This window comes from Xenorhabdus ishibashii (assembly GCF_002632755.1).
Taxonomy (GTDB): Bacteria; Pseudomonadota; Gammaproteobacteria; order Enterobacterales; family Enterobacteriaceae; genus Xenorhabdus; species Xenorhabdus ishibashii.
In genome coordinates this window covers 1892361-1909915 of record NZ_NJAK01000001.1, presented here as the reverse complement: position 1 = coordinate 1909915, position 17555 = coordinate 1892361, and the positions used below count along the sequence as shown (strand labels likewise).

Below are 17555 nucleotides of genomic sequence, written 5' to 3'. Positions count from 1 at the left end.
CGACTTCCTATCTCAATAAGTTACTTAGCTGCTTTAATATGTCTTGGGTTTGATCACCGAGGCGAATGGCATAAAAGCTATAAATAGCCACCAGCAAGCCCACGCTAATCACAAACAGGTGCTTGATAGTCCATCGTCTGCTCAGGCGATAACGCGCATTACTCTCGTTGACGTTGACATACAGCGTGGTTGGCGGAGCATCCCCACGCAGTGAGTGAAGCTGTTGTTGCAAACGACGGAACAGGCGCTCGAAGTCATCGCTTTTCTGGGTACTCACTTTGTAGCGCCCGCGATACCCCAGGCAGAGGCAAAGGTAAATGAATTCCAGCAAATGCTGGTAGCGCTGAGCCTCTCCCATCAAACGCTCAAGCAATACAAAGACCTTTTCTCCTCCCCAAGTTTCATTGTGGAAGTGCACCAACAGTGATTGCTTCAACCAGCCATTTTGGCTATTCCAGCCGTGCCCCAACGCAGTTTCATCAATGAAGGTGCACAGTACGTAACGGAATGAAACAATCGCGCCGGGTTCATAACCCTTGGTTTGCAGATACTGCTCAATGGCTCGAATGTCAGTAACAACCTGTTGGTAAAGCTTGTCTGGAAGTGCCTGATCAGTCATATCCTGCAAACGCAAGACCATCCCCAGCAAAGGGGTGGCGGCATCGATCATTGGGTTGAGGCTTTCACCACGCAACGGTAGCTGATACTGGCGCTGAAACGTTTTCAGCGTTTCAGACTTTTCCAGTGACGGACTGTCAACATTGATATCACTCATGATTATTCCTTACCGCCCCTGATAGCCCAGAGCTGCATATCTAAGTCAGGGAAATCCCCTGATACGTGGAACGCGATGGAATTTCCTTGCAGGATCTCTTTCCACGCCGGACTTTTCTGATCCAGACGGAAGTAGGTATATCCAGAGTGATACGGCAACTGACGAGGCGCAGCAGACAAGGCAATCAATGGCACGCCCGGCAACTGAACGCTGACCAGATCGCGGATTTTCTCCATCGATGTAACTTTGGTTTGCTGGACGAACTGGCGACGCAACTGTTCCTGCGGTGTGCTGGCACTGATTGCCAGTACGAATTCGGATTTGCGCAACAAATCGTTGTCGTGAAGCGTTGCCACACGAATACCCCCTTCGTTCTGTTTCAGCGCAATCGAAGTTGCACGTGGGGTCAGAACCACGTTTAACGCATCACGAATTGCGTGCATCACATCCTGGAAGGTATCTGTCAGGTTATTGTGGTCATACGCCAATATATTTCCTGGCAGACGGCTTGCATCGGTGAATGTTCTCAACTCACCGCAAGTCTGGAGTAGCTCGGTATATAAATGCAGTGGGTGCAAAACGGTTTGTTTTGCATAATGGTTGAATAACGGCTGAACGCGGTTGAGTAATTGCAGCATCATGAATTCTGCTACATCCGCCACCCCTTGCTGACCTGGAGAACCAATGCGTTTCGCCAGTGTTCTTGAACGCTCTGTCAGCAGGCCATCAATTTCCACCATGAAACGCTTAAGTTTGTCAGCGACGAAGATAGACAAACAAGTCGGGACAAATTCGTTATCCAGAACAATGTTGCCATCTTTTTGTTTTTCTTTGATGCGGCATAGTGGAATCGTGGTGTAAGCACTCATGTCCTCGGAGCCTTGCATCAGAACTGGCGTCAATTGGGCCAGGTTAAGGGCAAAGGAATCACCGCCTTTGGTATGGAGATCACGGACGTCAGAGGGAAATTCACGATAACGCACCGCACTTTTTATTTCTGCATCCCGATCAGCAATTTCCCGAATAGTATCGCTGGACATTGGCAACGCCAGATAAATATCTTTGCTTTTCAGATCATTGACATTTTCGATATCCAACGGTTTTGGCAGTAAATCCTGGCTAGGCGCAGAAAAGACGGTGCCATCAGGCATAATGCCGCTGGCTTCGGTAATTCCGATACGTCCCAGTTTGAGCAAATCATCATTGATGCTCAGGGAGCTGAAACCGTGAGCATAAGGTGTTAATACTGAAACAAGGCTATGTGCCAGATAATCAATATGTTTTTGTTGTTGCTGAAAATGTTGTGGTTTGATGAATAATCCTTCGTGCCAAATCACCCGATTTTTACCTGGCATGATTACTCCTCCTCTTTTCTAAGTTCGACGTCGTTATTTCTGACATGCACCAAGATGTGGTAATGGCGACCGATGTCTTTTACTCGGATGATCTTTTTCCATTCAGATTGATTTGCATCTGCATAGTGAACGATGACACCGATGTAACGGTTTTTCTTTTCCAATGCTATCTGTTCCAGAGGCTTGTATTGCCCTGGCAACAGAGTGTAATCCTGATGATCGATATAGTTTTTCCCCAGTGCTTTTTCGAGTTTGTCGCTATCAAGCTGGTCATAGTCGGCTGCCAGAAAGCGTGAATCCTCACTGAGGTAAACCAAATTCATTTCAACAGGAGCCGCTTCTCCGCTTTCATTGGGGTTGATGTCGGGTTCGGCCAGCAATGTAATGTTGGCAACAGAAGCCTGCTCATCGGGTTTACCTACCGGTGTGGAAGGATCCCAAATGACCTGGCCCACTTTTTTTGTTGCGTTCCATGCACTGCTACAGCCGTTTAGTAACATCACTGACAGCAATAAAATCCCTACAGCCCATACACGGCGACTAGCGGAATGTGTCATTGCTGGATTCCTCCAAGCCCTGACGCAATGCGCGGTCATAAGCCTGCTCATACACCTCGCGGAATAATTTTTCGAATCCTTGTTGGCGACTGGAAGACAATTCGCGGTAATAGTTGGTGTACATTTCCCAAGCCCAGGAAGCATCTTTATTCCTGGCTTCGTTGCTACGACGATAGTGTGAGAAACGACGGAGCAATTGTTCTGGAGAAAAGGCTTCCAGCATGGTGTCTAGTGCGGCAGAAATAGCAGTACGGTTAGCCTGATAGTGTAATTGCAGGTTTTGCAGGCTTTCCGCTACGGCGGCCGGAGCGGAGAGGTGAACCGGACTTTTCTGATCAGAGAACATCACCTGCATGGTCGTGTCATAATCCATATTCAGGCGCAGCGGGTTATCTTCGATAGGCCGAAGCTGTTTATCACGTAACCCGTGTTGTTCACGCTGGAGAGCCAATAACCCTTCAATGGCCGCTTTCATGGTTTTGCCCATCTCTTGCAGAAAATCATTTGCCTGCTGACTGTCGTGCAAAGGCAAACGAGCTTCCAGACCACGCATGAGAGGGGTAATGGCGACATGGTCAACATCCATACTTTCATATTGTCTGTCGGAATCGATGTCCGGTAAATCAAGGAACTCCTGATCCATAACACTGCCTCGGTTATCAGAAATAGGGTTAGCAAATGGAGGGTTCTGGTAATGATCCGGTGGCAAAAGTTGTTCCGTATCATCAGCCTCAACCTTGGGTTTCAATGTGGTCAGGCTCTCGCTATCAAGTACCCGCAGTGGATCATCACTGAAACGATGCATAACCGTTGGCGCAATACCTTCATCGTTGGCAAACACAGATTTTTGTACGGGTGCACCTTCCATCATGGCATCCAATGGGTTGCTATAGCTGGAAACCAATGATTCGGGGGATATCATTGATGGATCAACGCGATCTGCCTCAGAAAAACTGATATGGCTCTTGATCGACAAATTACCTACTTTGATTTGATCGCCTTGTTGTAACAGGATCAAACCCGACTCAGGCGTCAAAGTTGCATTGTTGATTTGTACTGATTCAGCAAATACTTGCAGGCAAAATGCCCCATCCTGCCATTTAATGGCAAATTGTGACGGGCAGACATTGCCTTGCTGATCCTGCACAGACCAAAGGTGGCTTTCACTGCTACCGACCGTACCACCCTGTGTCGAAAACTGGCAGTTGGCGGCTTTACCACTTTCTAACTGTTCACTGTTAAGAACCCGCAATGAAAGGATTGGTTGATGTTTTTCCATGGTCGTTATTCCATAACTGAAATGATGACAGAGGGTTTCTTTTCCGGTTCACCGAGAAAACTAGTCCACCCCAAGTGGTTATTCTGCTTTGCCCCCAATACCATGCCGCTGACCTGATTTTCAGCCAGACTAAGACGTAGTTCCCAGGCAAACTGGCTGCGCATGACAAAAGATATGAACATCACCAACGGCAGATAGTTTTTGCCATCAGGCAGGAATGAAAGGAACCTATCACGAGTCAAGTCATTGATACTAAGCAAAAACTTACCGCTATAATCCCCAACCCAAGAACCAATGGTGAAGTTTTCTCCCAATACCGATAACTCGTTATCAACCGTTTTCAGTCCCTTATTGGTTCCCCCCAGACGGTTCTGCTGATCTACCGGGATAATGACTTTCCTAAATTGCCAGCCGTGCAGCGTAACGTCCTGCAAATCAAAACAGTGGGAAACAAGGCTGCATATGACTTCTGGCGAGCGTCCGGGACTTGCCAGTAATCCGGCGTACGCCAGCATCTTGCTGTGGTTGATGTTCAGCATCCGGCGGTTGACATCACTGCCTAACCCAACCAGAGAAAACATGCGTTGGGAAAAATTATCTTCTCCACCCTTCTTGAAGCAGATGTAATAGCGGTATTTCCGCCAAATTTGATGCAGGATCGTGATTAAACGGTGGTTGAAAATGTTGAGAAAATCCGTCAAACGGTTTTCTCCCTGGGCATCTTCCCATGCCAATGAATCCAGATAATAGCCAGGCATCGGGGACTGGCTGCCATGCAACCCCATAAAGGAAACTTCCAGTTCGAAGTATCCCTTTTTGGATTGCGTAAGCGAGATGATGTCCCGAGTCGGAAATGCCAGACTGGCACTGGAACGGAAGCGGACAGATTCCAGATCAGGGCGATCTGTCTCTCCGGTTTTATCCCACGCTACCGCCAACTGGTTAAGCAGCTCAACCAACTGGTAAAAGTTGTACTGTGAGATGTCCAATGCCAACGGTGTGGCAGGATCCTGTTCAGTGATTACATCAACGAGTGTTGACCTATCTGTACCGGCCATTCATAACATTCCTGATTATCTAAATTGATTACCTTCAACATATGAAACGCATTGACACTGGCATACAGTGAGAAAAATCGTGACAGGATCGTGCTAAACAGATAAAGCTCGCCTTCCGAGCTGAATGCTTGTTGCCGGATATACAGTGTTGAGCGCAATCCACGCACAGGCTGACCACGGAACAGACGATCTGTCGGCTCTGTTTCAATTTTTTCAATAGCATCAAGCCGTTTCTGCGATGAACGCTTGGACTGTCGGTTATGAATACTTGGGAAATCGTAGGTACGCAGCACCTGCTTTAGGGCATCCTTATCCAGCAATGACATATAGTTGAGCGACATATTTGACAGTAGTGACCAGTGTAAACCGCCATCCAACAAGGGATAGAGAGGCACTGACGGCCGCGTAATATTGCGGAATGTCGCAAATGACGGGCTGCCGATTGAAGGGTAATTGATGTCGCCAACCCGCAACTCTAAAGGCAATTCACGGTTGGTACAGGTCAATCTGATCGAAACGTTTTCTTTTAACTTGAACCTGAGTAAATCCGCCTCATCTCCCCGTACAAATGAGATAAAATGTTCAAGCCCCCTACGGAAAGGAGACTCTTTCACCCGAATACGGTAATAACGCATCGAATGTTCATCTTCGTTATCTATTTGATGATTGAAACTTTCAAACGGGGTATAAGCACGCTCACCAATACGAGCACGGCTGCGCTCACCATTTTCCCCTGTCAGCCAGCTTTCTACGCCATCAACCGAGAAAATGTCATAGTTATCTGGCAAGCTGTAACTGGCTTTCAACGGGTATTCAGTCTGGCTGCCATTGAGTTCAATCGCTTCACTGTCCATTGGGAACAGGTTAATTGCCGGCGTGCAATGCAGGCGAAAAGTGTCATGGCGAATCTTGGCTTCTGGTGGCAATGCCTGAGAAAAATGTAAATTCAGTTTGAAATCTTTGGCCTTGAGATCTTCCGGCAGTTTCGGGAAGCCTTTCACATCAAAAAACAGGAAGCTCTCCGCAAAACAGAAATATTCCTGCAAAATGCGATATCCCATATAGGCGTTTTTCGGGTAAGGCAATAACGCATCTTCCCGCTCAAATCCTACAGGCACAAAATCAAAATCTGGCAGGGGGATCACGGTATCGCCTGCCACCAGCTCTGCTTTTCTAAAGTAATAACAAAGCCAGAAGTAGAGCTGCGAAGTGGTATAGTTATCACCGCTCAAATAAAACCGCAGTTTGTCCAGTTCCAACTCATGCAGATTCAGCTCTGTTTTCGACGTAAAATTCAGGCCAATAATTCCGGTCTCATTACTGTTATTGACGGAAATATCATGGATGGAAAACGGAAAAAGCCAAACATCACGACAGAGGGTAAAGGTGCAGCGACCATGATCGTCTTTTTTGCTATCCGACTTTTCGTGCGAATAAATATCATCTTGAGTCGACAGCGAATGGCTCATAATCTGTGTGCCACGCTTGACCTGTGTCGCTTTCGTCACCACACTCTCATCGGGGGTATATTCGATGATGGTCATGCTGGGGGTTGGACGCAGATAATTCGGCCACAGCATATTGAGCAGACCATGGGTCAATTCAGGGAATTGATCATCAATCTTTGCCCGCAGATTGCCAGTCAGGAAGGCAAAACCTTCAAGCAAGCGCTCAACGTCGGGGTCAGAACCCTGTTCTGACAAAAATGCGGCAAGATGAGGGCGCTCAACTGCGGCTTCTTTCCCCAGTTGTCGCAGATAGTTCAACTCATCTCTGAAATATTTTTCAAATGACATTTATTGAGTTCGCTCCAGGCAATAGCGCCGGTTGTTATCCAACTGGATGCTGAATTCCACAAGGTCGTTGATATCATCCAAAGAGATTTCAGCGCTGATATGAAAGCTCAACAACAACGGATCTGAATCATCATTGATGGCGCTGACAGAAACCGCTGATATTCTTGGCTCATAATTTCTGATGCACTCTTCAATCTCCCACTCGATACTTTGCTTGAAATCCACCGATGTCGCGGTCGCGTCATTGAGATCGATAACCCCTAAATCAACGGCACTTTGGCAGGCACCAGGACGGGAATTTAGCACTTCATTTAAATGCTTTTTGATAGAATCAAGTAGTGCACGCATCCTTGACTGACGGGAAGAGCCGGAGCTCTTCCCTTGAATGCGCTCGAACAGACTGGCAGAGCTGCCTCTGTTCCAACTGTACAGCGCAGCCATGATTATTCCTTATCCAAACGTCCAACCAGAGACAGTTCGAAGCTTGCACCCATGTATTTGAAGTGCGGACGAACTTGCATCGCCACCTGATACCAGCCTGGATCACCTTCAACATCCAGAACCTTGATTTCAGCAGCACGCAGAGGACGGCGGCTACGAACATCAGTTGGTGGGTTTTCCTGATCAGCGATGTACTGTTTCAGCCACATGTTCAGTTCGCGCTCCAGATCCTGACGCTCTTTCCAGGAACCAATCTGTTCACGCTGCAACACTTTGATGTAGTGAGCCAGACGGTTGATGATGAACATGTATGGGAGCTGAGTACCCAACTTGTAGTTGGTTTCCGCAATTTTCCCTTCACGAGTATTTGGGAACACTTTTGGTTTCTGAACGGAGTTTGCCGAGAAGAATGCTGCGTTATCGCTACCCTTACGCATGGTCAGGGTAATGAAGCCTTCTTCCGCCAATTCAAATTCACGGCGATCGGTGACCAGAACTTCTGTTGGGATTTTCGCCTGAATTTGCCCCATCGCTTCATACAGGTGAACTGGCAGATCACTCACAGCCCCACCGCTCTGTGGACCAATGATGTTCGGACACCAGCGATATTTAGCGAAGCTGTCAGTCAGACAACTAGCTAACAAGTACGCAGTGTTACCCCACAAGAAATGTTCGTGGTCACGGCTAACATTTTCCTGATAGTTGAAGTTCTTGATTGGGTTTTCAACATTGGAATAAGGCAGACGCAGGAGGAAACGTGGTGCGGTCAGGCCTAAGTAACGTGAATCTTCTGACTCACGCAGCGCACGCCATTTAGTATGTGAAGGGCCTTCAAAGACAGACTTAAGATCCTTGATGGCAGGCAGCTCAGTAAAGCTGTTAATGCCAAAAAATTCCGGTGAAACGGAAGACAAGAATGGCGCATGAGCCATCGCCCCCACCGAACTGACATACTGCATCAATTTGATATCAGGCGTAGTATTGTTAAACGCGTAGTTACCGATGACGGAAGCAACAGGTTCACCACCGAACTGGCCGTAGCCTGAAGAATAAACGTGTTTGTAGAAGCCGGACTGAATAATTTCAGGAGAGAATTCAAAATCTTCCAACAGTTCATCTTTAGTAGCATGAAGGATATTGATTTTGATGTTTTCACGGAAATCAGTGCGATCCACCAAAATTTTCAGTGAACGCCAGGAAGATTCCAATTCCTGGAACTGCTTAGCGTGCATGATTTCATCCATCTGCTCACTGAGCTTTTTATCCAACTCAACGATCATCTTATCAACAAGCAGTTTGTTGATTGGTTCGTCGTTAGAGCCAGTATCCAGGATGCTACCGATAAACGCAGCAACACCTTGTTTAGCAATATAGTAGCCATCATTTTCCGGAGTCATTCTCGCTTGAGACATAATTTCATCAAGCAAGGAAGTCGTTGCGCCAGAAGCAATAGCTGTGCTGTTTTCTTCGTGCTGAGCCATTTAAAAATTCCTTTAACCAGTTATTTTTTATTGACGATTTCAAGTTCTTTCAGGAGTTGCTCACGAACGGATTCATCATCCAGCAGTGACTGCAAACGAGCACGAAATGCTGGGATATTTCCCAATGGGCCTTTTAATGCAACCAATGCCTCACGCAGTTCGAGAAGTTTATTTAATTCAGGTACTTTCTTCGCGATATTATCCGGTGAAAAATCATTCAGCGATTTTATTTCCAGATTAACTGGCAGATCTTCTTCGCTTTTTTCATCGAGACGATTAGGAACGTTAAAAGTTAGGTTGATGTTCGCTTCATTCATTACGGCATTAAAGTTGTTCTTATTGATAGAAACTGTCTGCCGCTCTTCAATTGGCGTATCTTCGCTTTTTCCTTTCAAATCACCAACAACCAATAGATTCAGAGGTAATTCAACTTCTGCGGTTTGGTCACCAGTATTAGGAACATACTTAATATTAATTCTTTCTTTCGGAGCTACGCTACCTGGACTATTCTTACTCATATTTGAATCCTTTGGCTAATACAACCATGAACTGTCTAACAACCCATTATTGGTGAGAGAATGACTCCAATGTTCACCCATATAATAAATACAGAAAATCTTCCTAAAAAATAGGCTAAAGAAGACAACTATATTTGTAGGCACGAATAGTTTTATATCAATATATAGTTAAATAATCAGATATACCCTATGCAATCGTGGAAATAACATCGATACGAGAAATCGTCAAGTTCGAGTTTGACATTTTATTTTTTTGATGTAAAGCCAAAACACAAATTGATAAATACCTCTATTCAAGCTTTTAATCTACACATCCCAATGCAAAGCAATTTATAAACATTTTTCCTCTCTAAAAATAGAGAAAAATTTGGTTTTACACTCTCTAAGAGCATTTGATCCAATTATCTATCACTTGCATCAAAAGAAATATTTTTCATATTCAATTGAATAAAATATAACCTTTCAATTCACTATTAATCATTACCGTCAATATCATTTTTTATTTTGTTTTTATTAATTAAATACCATAAAAACTCAAGTTATTTTCATTTTTTTGATCTAGATAACACTTTTCAAATGATCATACTAAAACAGCTAAGTAAAAAACAAAAATACCATAAATATCATTCAGTTAAGAAAACAAAAAAATCACAGATTATTTTTAAACCAGTCAAAGAAACTCATTGTTTATAAAAAATCAGCTATAAATATTACAACGGCAATAATTATAAAATTTTTATTTGTCATTGAAGTAGAGCATATGTTGCATTTTTCAAATAACTTTGCATTAGACAATTTCAGCTTTATTATTCGCTTCGAGTGTTTGGCAAGCGATAATTTCATCTAATTAGCATTTGGTTAATAAATGGAATAATCACGTAAGGAACGAACACTTACACTAATATTGGTAAATTTTTATAGGATATTCATATGCCAACTCCATGTTATATTTCCATCCATGGTAAAACTCAGGGTCATATTACCGCTGGCTCATTCACTGCTGAATCCGTAGGTAATATCTTTGTTCAGGGTCACGAAGACGAAATGCTGGTTCAAGAATTTGACCACATCGTAACTGTCCCAACTGATCCACAGTCAGGACAACCTTCTGGCCAGCGTGCGCATAAACCATTCCGCTTTACCGTTGCGTTGAATAAATCAGTTCCTCTGCTGTACAACGCACTGGCTTCTGGCGAAATGCTGCCTACTGTAGAATTGAAATGGTATCGTACTTCAATCGAAGGTAAACAAGAGCATTTCTTTACTACAAAACTGGAAGATGCAACTATCGTTGATATCGATTGCAAAATGCCACACTGCCAAGATCCAGCTAAATCAGAATTCACCCAATTAGTTCGTGTATCTCTTTCTTATCGTAAGATTACCTGGGAACACACTACTGCGGGCACTTCTGGTGCTGACGACTGGCGCGCACCGATTGTTGCTTAATATCTTATTCATTAAATATTAAGTAATAACTTTTCAGCCAATGAATATTATTCATTGGCTGAATAAATTAAATATATTAAAAAACCATAAATTTACTTTAATTCCTATTTTTATTTTTTATATTTGTTTTTCTGTTTTTTTTCTTCTGTCAGGTTTTCGTATAGTAATTATTTTCAAAATAAATAAAAATCGGTGAATTTATAATCACATGCATGATTAATTCGTAGACAAACCATCCGGCTAAAAAATATCTGTTCTTACGTCTTATATTCCCTCCACCTCAATACCTTTCATTAACAATCCATAAGTAAAACGTTCAAATAGAAAGCTAAAAATACAAAAAAACTCTAATTTCACCTCATTATTCTGCTGAAACATTGATTAACCAAAATTAAATTTAACTTAACTCTTCACATTGAGATAGTACATAACTAAAATGAATTATCATAAATAACTAATGTAAATTTATAACTAGAAATTATAATTCTTAACAAAACTCCCTTGTTAATCAGAGCAACATAAAAGATTTTCTATGCTCTAATGCCTAATTAATAAACCAGGATGTTTAAACCTAACCCAACACGATATCTTTCCTATCAACTATTGTCATTTGGGTATTTCCATGATTAAAAGGACAACAATCTTCATCTTATTATGTTCTGCATTTCAGGTGAGCGCAGCGTCTGACATGCTTAACCCAGCGTTCCCTACAGATGAAGCCAGAAGAACCTTACAGGATAGTTCACGGGAAATAGACCAATTAATTGAAGAACGCCGTCATCAAGGATTGATTAATCGCACAGATAGCGTTTCTCCACAAACTGTCTCACCCGTGCTGGAGGAAGCACCGCCCTGTTTAGCTGTTCATGGCGTTTACCTTCAAGGCATTACTTTACTCTCCCTAAAAGATTTGAACACACTCAGTGCGCTGCCAGATAACTGTATTACCAGCAATGACATCAACAAGCTGTCAGCGGAAATCACTAATCTTTATATTGCCAAAGGCTATATTACGGCACGGGTACAATTTATTCCCCCCAATACCAATGGCGAGCTAGGGATCAATGTCGTTGAAGGTTTTGTCGAGGCGATAGAGGGAGATGACCGCTGGGTCAATAGCCAAACACTATTCCCACGTTTGATAAATAAGCCACTCAACCTGAATCAAATTGATCAAGGACTGGATCAGGCAAATCGTTTGCAATCAAACAAAACCACTCTCGATATTCTGCCAGGGACAGTTAATGGTGGTTCCATCATCAGGCTGCACAATCAGCACGCTTCCCCGTGGAGAATCACCACCACAACCGATAATTATGGACAGAAAAACACGGGAAAATGGATCACGCGACTCAATGCCAGCGTCGATAGTCCATTGGGGCTATCTGACTTTGTGAGTCTCAGCGGTGCCAGTACCGTAGATAAACCCAGTACCCAATATAATCGCGCCTATACTCTGCTCTATTTGCTCCCCTATGGAGCCGTAACATTGAGTGGATTCAACAGTTATTCCCAATACACCAGCCATCCCCGTTTAAATATAAATTTGGCCAAATTGTACGGGAATTCACAACAAACAGGTATTCGCGCCGATTGGGTCTTTCATCGTAACCAATCGCAAATTAGTACATTAAACACTCAATTTGTTTATAAGAATTACACAAACCATTTTCAGGATGCCAGACTCTCCGTCAGTAGTCAGACATTGAGTGTCCTCGAGCTAGGTATTAGCCATTTACAAATTATCCCTTCAGGATTGATCTCCCTCAATATGAGTATTGAGCAGGGAATGCCGTGGTTCGGCGCCCAAACCTCTACAGCCAGCCTGAATAAGCAGTTTACCAAAGGGAAATTATCGGCAAATTTACAGCAGCGTTTCACACTCTTTTCTGTGCCTTACCAATTCAGTAGCCAATTTTATACCCAGTACAGCGAAAGCGGGCTACCAGGTGTTGAGTGGATAAATATGACCGACCGTAATGCCGTACGAGGATTCAGCAAAAATGTGTCATCGGCTGATAATGGCTGGTATTTGAGAAATACGTTTTCCCACTCTATCCCCATTGGCAAAGGCTCACTTTCGCTGCGTACCGGCGTGGATATCGGTCAGGTTAAAGGCTACCGCAGTCAGGATGGATGGAAAAGCAGTGCCGGATTAAGTGCAGGTTTGACACTACGCTATCAGCAACTATTTGCAGATGTTGAGTTCAGCCGAGGCAAATTTCTTTCTCACCAAAGTAGGGACACGGATGAACCTATGCAACTGTTAACCCGCTTTTCTTACACTTTTTAGTTTTTTGAACCATTTGATGTTTTTTAACCGCAGCCAGTTGTGGGGATCATTTCTAGCATAATTTTCTGGAACCATGATCCCCAGAGCACTGCACATGGCAATAAAGAAGCAAATAAGGTAATTATATGAAAAATAAAAAATTTAAATTATCTCCAACAGGAAAGCTTGCCGCCTCTATGGCAATTATTCTGGCAACCAGTTCTGTCAGTTTTGCCAATGGAATTACGCCTGGTGGCGACGCTGCCCACAGCCCGAATGTTATCCAGGCTGATACCGGTGCAACTGTGGTCGATATCGTTGCGCCTTCCGAATCAGGGTTATCACATAACCAATATCAGGATTTCAACGTCAATCAAATGGGAGCGGTATTCAATAACTCTTTGGAAAATGGAACATCACAATTGGCAGGTGAATTATCTGCCAACAGTAACCTCAATGGACAAGTTGCCAGTGTGATCTTAAATGAGGTTATCAGCCGCAATCCTTCACTCCTGCTCGGCGAACAGGAAGTATTTGGTATCGCTGCCGATTATGTACTGGCAAACCCTAACGGTATCACTTGTAACGGCTGTGGTTTTATCAATACCAATCAGGCGTCATTGGTCGTCGGCAACCCATTGGTGGAAAATGGGATACTGCAAGGCTTCAACACCTTTGATAATCTGAACTCCCTGAATATCAAAAACAATGGCTTATCCCATAATGATGTGCTGAATCTGATTGCCCCCAAAATTGACATCAACGGTCAGGTGATCACCGCAAAAAATCTCAATATCACAACAGGGAATAACAAGATTTCGACCGATGGCCGCATTCTGGATATCCAGCAAGCGAATATTGGCGCACTCGATAGTTATTATTTGGGCAGTATGCGGGCAGGACGCATTCGTTTGCTGAACACGGCGGAAGGGAGCGGAGTCAATTTAAAAGGCCAAGTCACTGCCGATAATGGCATTGAAGTTGAATCCTACGGTGATGTGAAGTTGGAAGCGGCGGTGCTAAAAGGCGGGAATATTACCTTGAGCGGTAATAATGTGCTGTCCCAAGGACGCCTGAACCAATCTCCATCAAACGAAACGGGCAGTGATAATCACCAAAGCATTTTTAGTGGTATTTATACCGAACAAAAGCAAAGCAGTGAATCTGTTGCCCGTACCCAATTAGCAGGCAAGAACATCACGCTGGTGGCTAAACAAAACAATCAGGTAATGGCAACTGATATTGAAGGGGATAGTGTCAAACTGACTGGCACCAACCTGAAACTGGATGGGCAACAGCTTCATCAACTTGACCGTAGCACCAACAATCAATGGAAAATGTCTTGGCAATACGATGTCACCCATGAGAGTGAAAAACATCAATACGAAGGCAATACCATCAACGCCCGTGAAAATGTCCATTTGGCCGCCAGTGAAGGCAATGTAGAAGTCCTTGGCAGTAAAATCAAAGCCGGTAACCGATTGTACGTATCAGCCCAAAAAGATGTGAAGCTGGCAGGTCTGATAGAATCAGAAATGACCTCAGAGAAGGGATATAAAAAGAACCATTCAGCATCACTGCAAACGGGTAATTGGAATGAAGTCAATACTACCCAAAGAAGTACCGGCAATGAATTAAGCGCAGGCGGGGTTTTAGGTATCGAGGCGAAAGGCGATGTTGACATTGCAGGAACCCACATTAACTCAGGCAAAAACCTGATTATCTCTGCGGGTCAGAAAGCCAACATTACTGTGCAATCCCTCGTTGATGATCAGAGAATTACCAAGGATAAAACCTATTGGCGCGGTATTGCGGGTGGCAGCAAAAAAGATAACCGCGATAAGTCAGAAACCCATCATATTTCAGAAGTGACGGCGGGCGAGCTCTTGCTGCTGTCTGGTGAAAATGGTGTCACCATTACGGGCAGTAAGGTCAAAGCCCAAAAAGGCGCTTATGTTTCAGCCAATGAAGGGCAGTTAACTATCGATAATGCAGTCAGCAATATTTCTAAAGAGGTGGATGAAAGAAAAGGAACCATCTTCAACATCACCAAAAATACGAATAAAGAACACAACGAACAGCAAAAATCTTCCGGTAGTCAATTGATTTCTGATGCAGATCTGAAATTACTCAGTAATAAAGACATCAATGTCATTGGCAGTCTGGCAAAAAGTGCTGGCGAACTACAACTAAATACGTCAGGCAATATTAATATCCTGAATTATGGTGAGAAGAATCAGTACCAGCAGGAAAAAACCAACCTTGACTGGCTGTACTACACCAAGGATATGAAAGATAACCAATATCGTGCTGGTGTGGGTTTTGAACACACAACCGATAAACAGCAAGATGACAGCACAACACAACGCCTGTCCGAATTGAATGGTGGCCACCTTACCGTCAATGCAGGTCAAAATGTCACCGTGACTGGTTCTAAATTGGTCACAACTCTGGGCGATGCGAAAATTACCGGCAATAACATTGCGTTGTTGGCTGGAGAAAACAGCACATCAACCTCAACCTCACAAGAAAAGCTGAGCGGCAGTGTGTTTGTCACTGGTGGCATGGACAAGCTCGGTGGTGGTGTTGAAGGAAACTACAACAGCAATGGAAAATCCAACAGCCGAACAACAGCAGAGGTGACGAAAACTCAGGTGACTGGCAATCTTGGGCTGAATGCAGTGGGTGAATTGAAGCAACAAGGTACGGATCACCAAGTACAAGGCTCTTATCAGGCGAATGCCGGCAGCATTAAAAATGTAGCAACGGCCAATACCGAATCTAGCTCAACCAGCCAATTACAGGTAGGTGGAGAAATTAGCGGGACTGCCGATTACAGTGCAACCACCCGTCCTATGGAAAAAACCGCCAAAGCTGCCGCAGATAAAAAACTAGATACTGCCATCACAAAGACCGGTTTGCCTAATGCCGGTATTGAACTGGCGATGAATGGCAACAGCCATTACACCAATAACCATCAGTCCAATGCGGTAGTGACAACCATTCAGGCGGGCGATGTCAAAGCTACCACGAATGGTGATATCTACGACCAAGGTACGCAATACCAGACTAACAAAGGCGGTGTTTCGCTGACTGCTGGCAGCCATACCAGTGAAGCGGCAATCAATAGCCAAAACGCCCATACCGCTGATACCACTGGCAATGCCAGCTTGCGCGTCTACACCACAACCGGTGCAGATATCTCCGTTAATGGCAAAGGCAGTGGCAGCTATCAAGAAACATCCAACAACAATACCAGTGCAGTGACCAGCAACATCAATGCCCAAAACGGTGTTAATGTTCAGGTGACCAGAGATGCACGCTACCAAGGCACCTCAATCAATGCAGGCGAAGGTTCAGCCAACGTTAATGCAGGAGGAAATATTCAGTTCAATCAGGCCACTAACCGCAATGAGAAACAAAGCAATGGTTACAATGGGGAGACTTCTCTGACCGTGGGAACCAACCCTGATGGCAAGAATTTCAGTGGCAGCCTAGGTGGTGGTTATAACACCGACAATCAGAACAATACTACCGCCCAAACCAGCAATATCACTGGTGATCAGGGGGTAAATCTGAATGCAGGCAATAACCTGACGTTACAAGGTGCTAATGTTTCCGGCAAGCAGGTAGATTTAACTGCACAGCGTGGGAAAATCGAGCTGATTTCGGCTCAGGATAGTGCCAACGCCAATGGTTGGAACGTCGATGCTAAAGCGAAAGGCGGTATGTCCTCTACAGCCCGCAAAGGAGGGGGAGACGGTACGGCGGCAAGCGACGATCCGGCTAACAGAATTATCGACAGCAAATATAACATCGGCGGTGAATTGAAATTTGGCGTTAACCAATTGGATCAGACCACACACCGTAATGCACAGGTTTCCGGTGGTAATGTCACACTGACCAGCGCGGGAGATACCTCACTCAAAGGCGCTAATGTGGCTGCGGATCAGGTAACGGGCAACGTCGGTGGCAATTTCAATGTCGAAAGCCGCAAGGACAGCACTCATAGCCTGAATGTGGGTCTGGATGCTGGCTTGGGTTATAGCAAAACCGTCAAAGGGGATGCGGCTGCTAAAGAAGTTGTTGAAACCGCGTCGGCTAACAACACTAAAACCGGAGATAAAGCACCCAGTTTGACAGATCAATTGAAAGCCACATTCAAAGGCTTTGATGGCAAACTCAAAGGCAATTACGATACTCTCGATCGAGAAATTGTCGGTAAACAGACAACATTGACCGGCACTCAAGGGGTTGATCTGGATGTCTCTGGAACAACCTCTTTAGTGGGCAGCAAAATTGATAGCGCACAAGGTGCGGTTTCGCTGAATACCTTGCAAACTAACCACCAATCTATCGCCGGATACGATAAGGGCAAAAACTTAGGCGTTGATGTACCCGGCTCCCTCACCGGTCTGGCAACCTCTGCACAAAAAGACATTTTCTCTGGTAAAGTTCCTTTTGTGAAAAATGAGGGTCACGATACTGAACTTCCGGCAATCCATAGTGAAGTTAAGGGTCGTCAATTAAATTGATCATCGTGATCAACGATTGATCTCCTATACGGTAGCCAC

General features: G+C 44.5%; 12 protein-coding genes. 3 read left to right on the top strand and 9 right to left on the bottom strand.

All coding sequences use genetic code 11. The features are described 5' to 3' along the window. Window positions 1-7: 7 nt before the first annotated feature. The 9 genes from icmH to tssB are packed head-to-tail and all read right to left on the bottom strand — an operon-like array spanning window position 8 to window position 9260. On the bottom strand, window positions 8-775 hold the full coding sequence (icmH, locus tag Xish_RS09050; RefSeq protein ID WP_099117588.1) for a type IVB secretion system protein IcmH/DotU: 768 nt from the start codon (window positions 773-775) through the stop codon (window positions 8-10). Between the two features lie 2 nt (window positions 776-777). Then, window positions 778-2130 carry a type VI secretion system baseplate subunit TssK gene (gene tssK / locus Xish_RS09045; RefSeq protein WP_099117587.1) on the bottom strand — a complete coding sequence of 451 codons (1353 nt, stop codon included), beginning with the start codon at window positions 2128-2130 and terminating at the stop codon, window positions 778-780. Window positions 2131-2132: 2 nt separating this feature from the next. After that, window positions 2133-2687 carry a type VI secretion system lipoprotein TssJ gene (gene tssJ, locus Xish_RS09040; protein WP_074024608.1) on the bottom strand — a complete coding sequence of 185 codons (555 nt, stop codon included), beginning with the start codon at window positions 2685-2687 and terminating at the stop codon, window positions 2133-2135. Further along, window positions 2671-3966, bottom strand: a complete 1296-nt coding sequence (gene tagH, locus Xish_RS09035) for a type VI secretion system-associated FHA domain protein TagH (RefSeq protein WP_099117586.1) — start codon at window positions 3964-3966, stop codon at window positions 2671-2673. The genes tssJ and tagH overlap by 17 nt, the downstream gene beginning before the upstream one ends. Window positions 3967-3971: 5 nt before the next feature. Then, a complete protein-coding gene (tssG, locus tag Xish_RS09030) occupies window positions 3972-5024 on the bottom strand; it encodes a type VI secretion system baseplate subunit TssG (RefSeq protein WP_099117585.1) in 1053 nt (350 codons plus the stop codon). Beyond that, a complete protein-coding gene (gene tssF, locus Xish_RS09025; RefSeq protein WP_099117584.1) occupies window positions 4988-6820 on the bottom strand; it encodes a type VI secretion system baseplate subunit TssF in 1833 nt (610 codons plus the stop codon). The genes tssG and tssF overlap by 37 nt, the downstream gene beginning before the upstream one ends. Further along, a complete protein-coding gene (tssE, locus tag Xish_RS09020) occupies window positions 6821-7261 on the bottom strand; it encodes a type VI secretion system baseplate subunit TssE (protein ID WP_074024612.1) in 441 nt (146 codons plus the stop codon). It abuts the gene before it with no gap. A gap of 2 nt (window positions 7262-7263) precedes the next feature. Next, a complete protein-coding gene (gene tssC / locus Xish_RS09015; protein WP_099117583.1) occupies window positions 7264-8742 on the bottom strand; it encodes a type VI secretion system contractile sheath large subunit in 1479 nt (492 codons plus the stop codon). 20 nt (window positions 8743-8762) lie between these two features. Next, window positions 8763-9260, bottom strand: a complete 498-nt coding sequence (gene tssB / locus Xish_RS09010; RefSeq protein ID WP_099117582.1) for a type VI secretion system contractile sheath small subunit — start codon at window positions 9258-9260, stop codon at window positions 8763-8765. Between the two features lie 930 nt (window positions 9261-10190). Here tssB and Xish_RS09005 point away from each other — a divergent pair. The 3 genes from Xish_RS09005 (at window position 10191) to Xish_RS08995 (ending at window position 17516) form a co-directional block, all read left to right on the top strand. Further along, a complete protein-coding gene (locus Xish_RS09005; protein ID WP_074024615.1) occupies window positions 10191-10709 on the top strand; it encodes an Hcp family type VI secretion system effector in 519 nt (172 codons plus the stop codon). Window positions 10710-11331: 622 nt separating this feature from the next. Beyond that, window positions 11332-13002 carry a ShlB/FhaC/HecB family hemolysin secretion/activation protein gene (locus Xish_RS09000; RefSeq protein ID WP_099117581.1) on the top strand — a complete coding sequence of 557 codons (1671 nt, stop codon included), beginning with the start codon at window positions 11332-11334 and terminating at the stop codon, window positions 13000-13002. 125 nt (window positions 13003-13127) lie between these two features. Then, window positions 13128-17516, top strand: coding sequence for a hemagglutinin repeat-containing protein (locus Xish_RS08995; protein ID WP_099117580.1), 4389 nt, complete (start codon window positions 13128-13130; stop codon window positions 17514-17516). Window positions 17517-17555 lie beyond the last annotated feature (39 nt).

What these genes read in the sequence shown, in the direction of transcription:
- tssE (WP_074024612.1), bottom strand. Translation starts at nt 7,261, where the DNA reads ATGGCTGCGCTGTACAGTTGGAACAGAGGCAGCTCTGCCAGTCTGTTC.
- tagH (WP_099117586.1), bottom strand. Translation starts at nt 3,966, where the DNA reads ATGGAAAAACATCAACCAATCCTTTCATTGCGGGTTCTTAACAGTGAA.
- tssB (WP_099117582.1), bottom strand. Translation starts at nt 9,260, where the DNA reads ATGAGTAAGAATAGTCCAGGTAGCGTAGCTCCGAAAGAAAGAATTAAT.
- tssF (WP_099117584.1), bottom strand. Translation starts at nt 6,820, where the DNA reads ATGTCATTTGAAAAATATTTCAGAGATGAGTTGAACTATCTGCGACAA.
- tssC (WP_099117583.1), bottom strand. Translation starts at nt 8,742, where the DNA reads ATGGCTCAGCACGAAGAAAACAGCACAGCTATTGCTTCTGGCGCAACG.
- tssJ (WP_074024608.1), bottom strand. Translation starts at nt 2,687, where the DNA reads ATGACACATTCCGCTAGTCGCCGTGTATGGGCTGTAGGGATTTTATTG.
- tssG (WP_099117585.1), bottom strand. Translation starts at nt 5,024, where the DNA reads ATGGCCGGTACAGATAGGTCAACACTCGTTGATGTAATCACTGAACAG.
- Xish_RS08995 (WP_099117580.1), top strand. Translation starts at nt 13,128, where the DNA reads ATGAAAAATAAAAAATTTAAATTATCTCCAACAGGAAAGCTTGCCGCC.
- icmH (WP_099117588.1), bottom strand. Translation starts at nt 775, where the DNA reads ATGAGTGATATCAATGTTGACAGTCCGTCACTGGAAAAGTCTGAAACG.
- Xish_RS09000 (WP_099117581.1), top strand. Translation starts at nt 11,332, where the DNA reads ATGATTAAAAGGACAACAATCTTCATCTTATTATGTTCTGCATTTCAG.
- Xish_RS09005 (WP_074024615.1), top strand. Translation starts at nt 10,191, where the DNA reads ATGCCAACTCCATGTTATATTTCCATCCATGGTAAAACTCAGGGTCAT.
- tssK (WP_099117587.1), bottom strand. Translation starts at nt 2,130, where the DNA reads ATGCCAGGTAAAAATCGGGTGATTTGGCACGAAGGATTATTCATCAAA.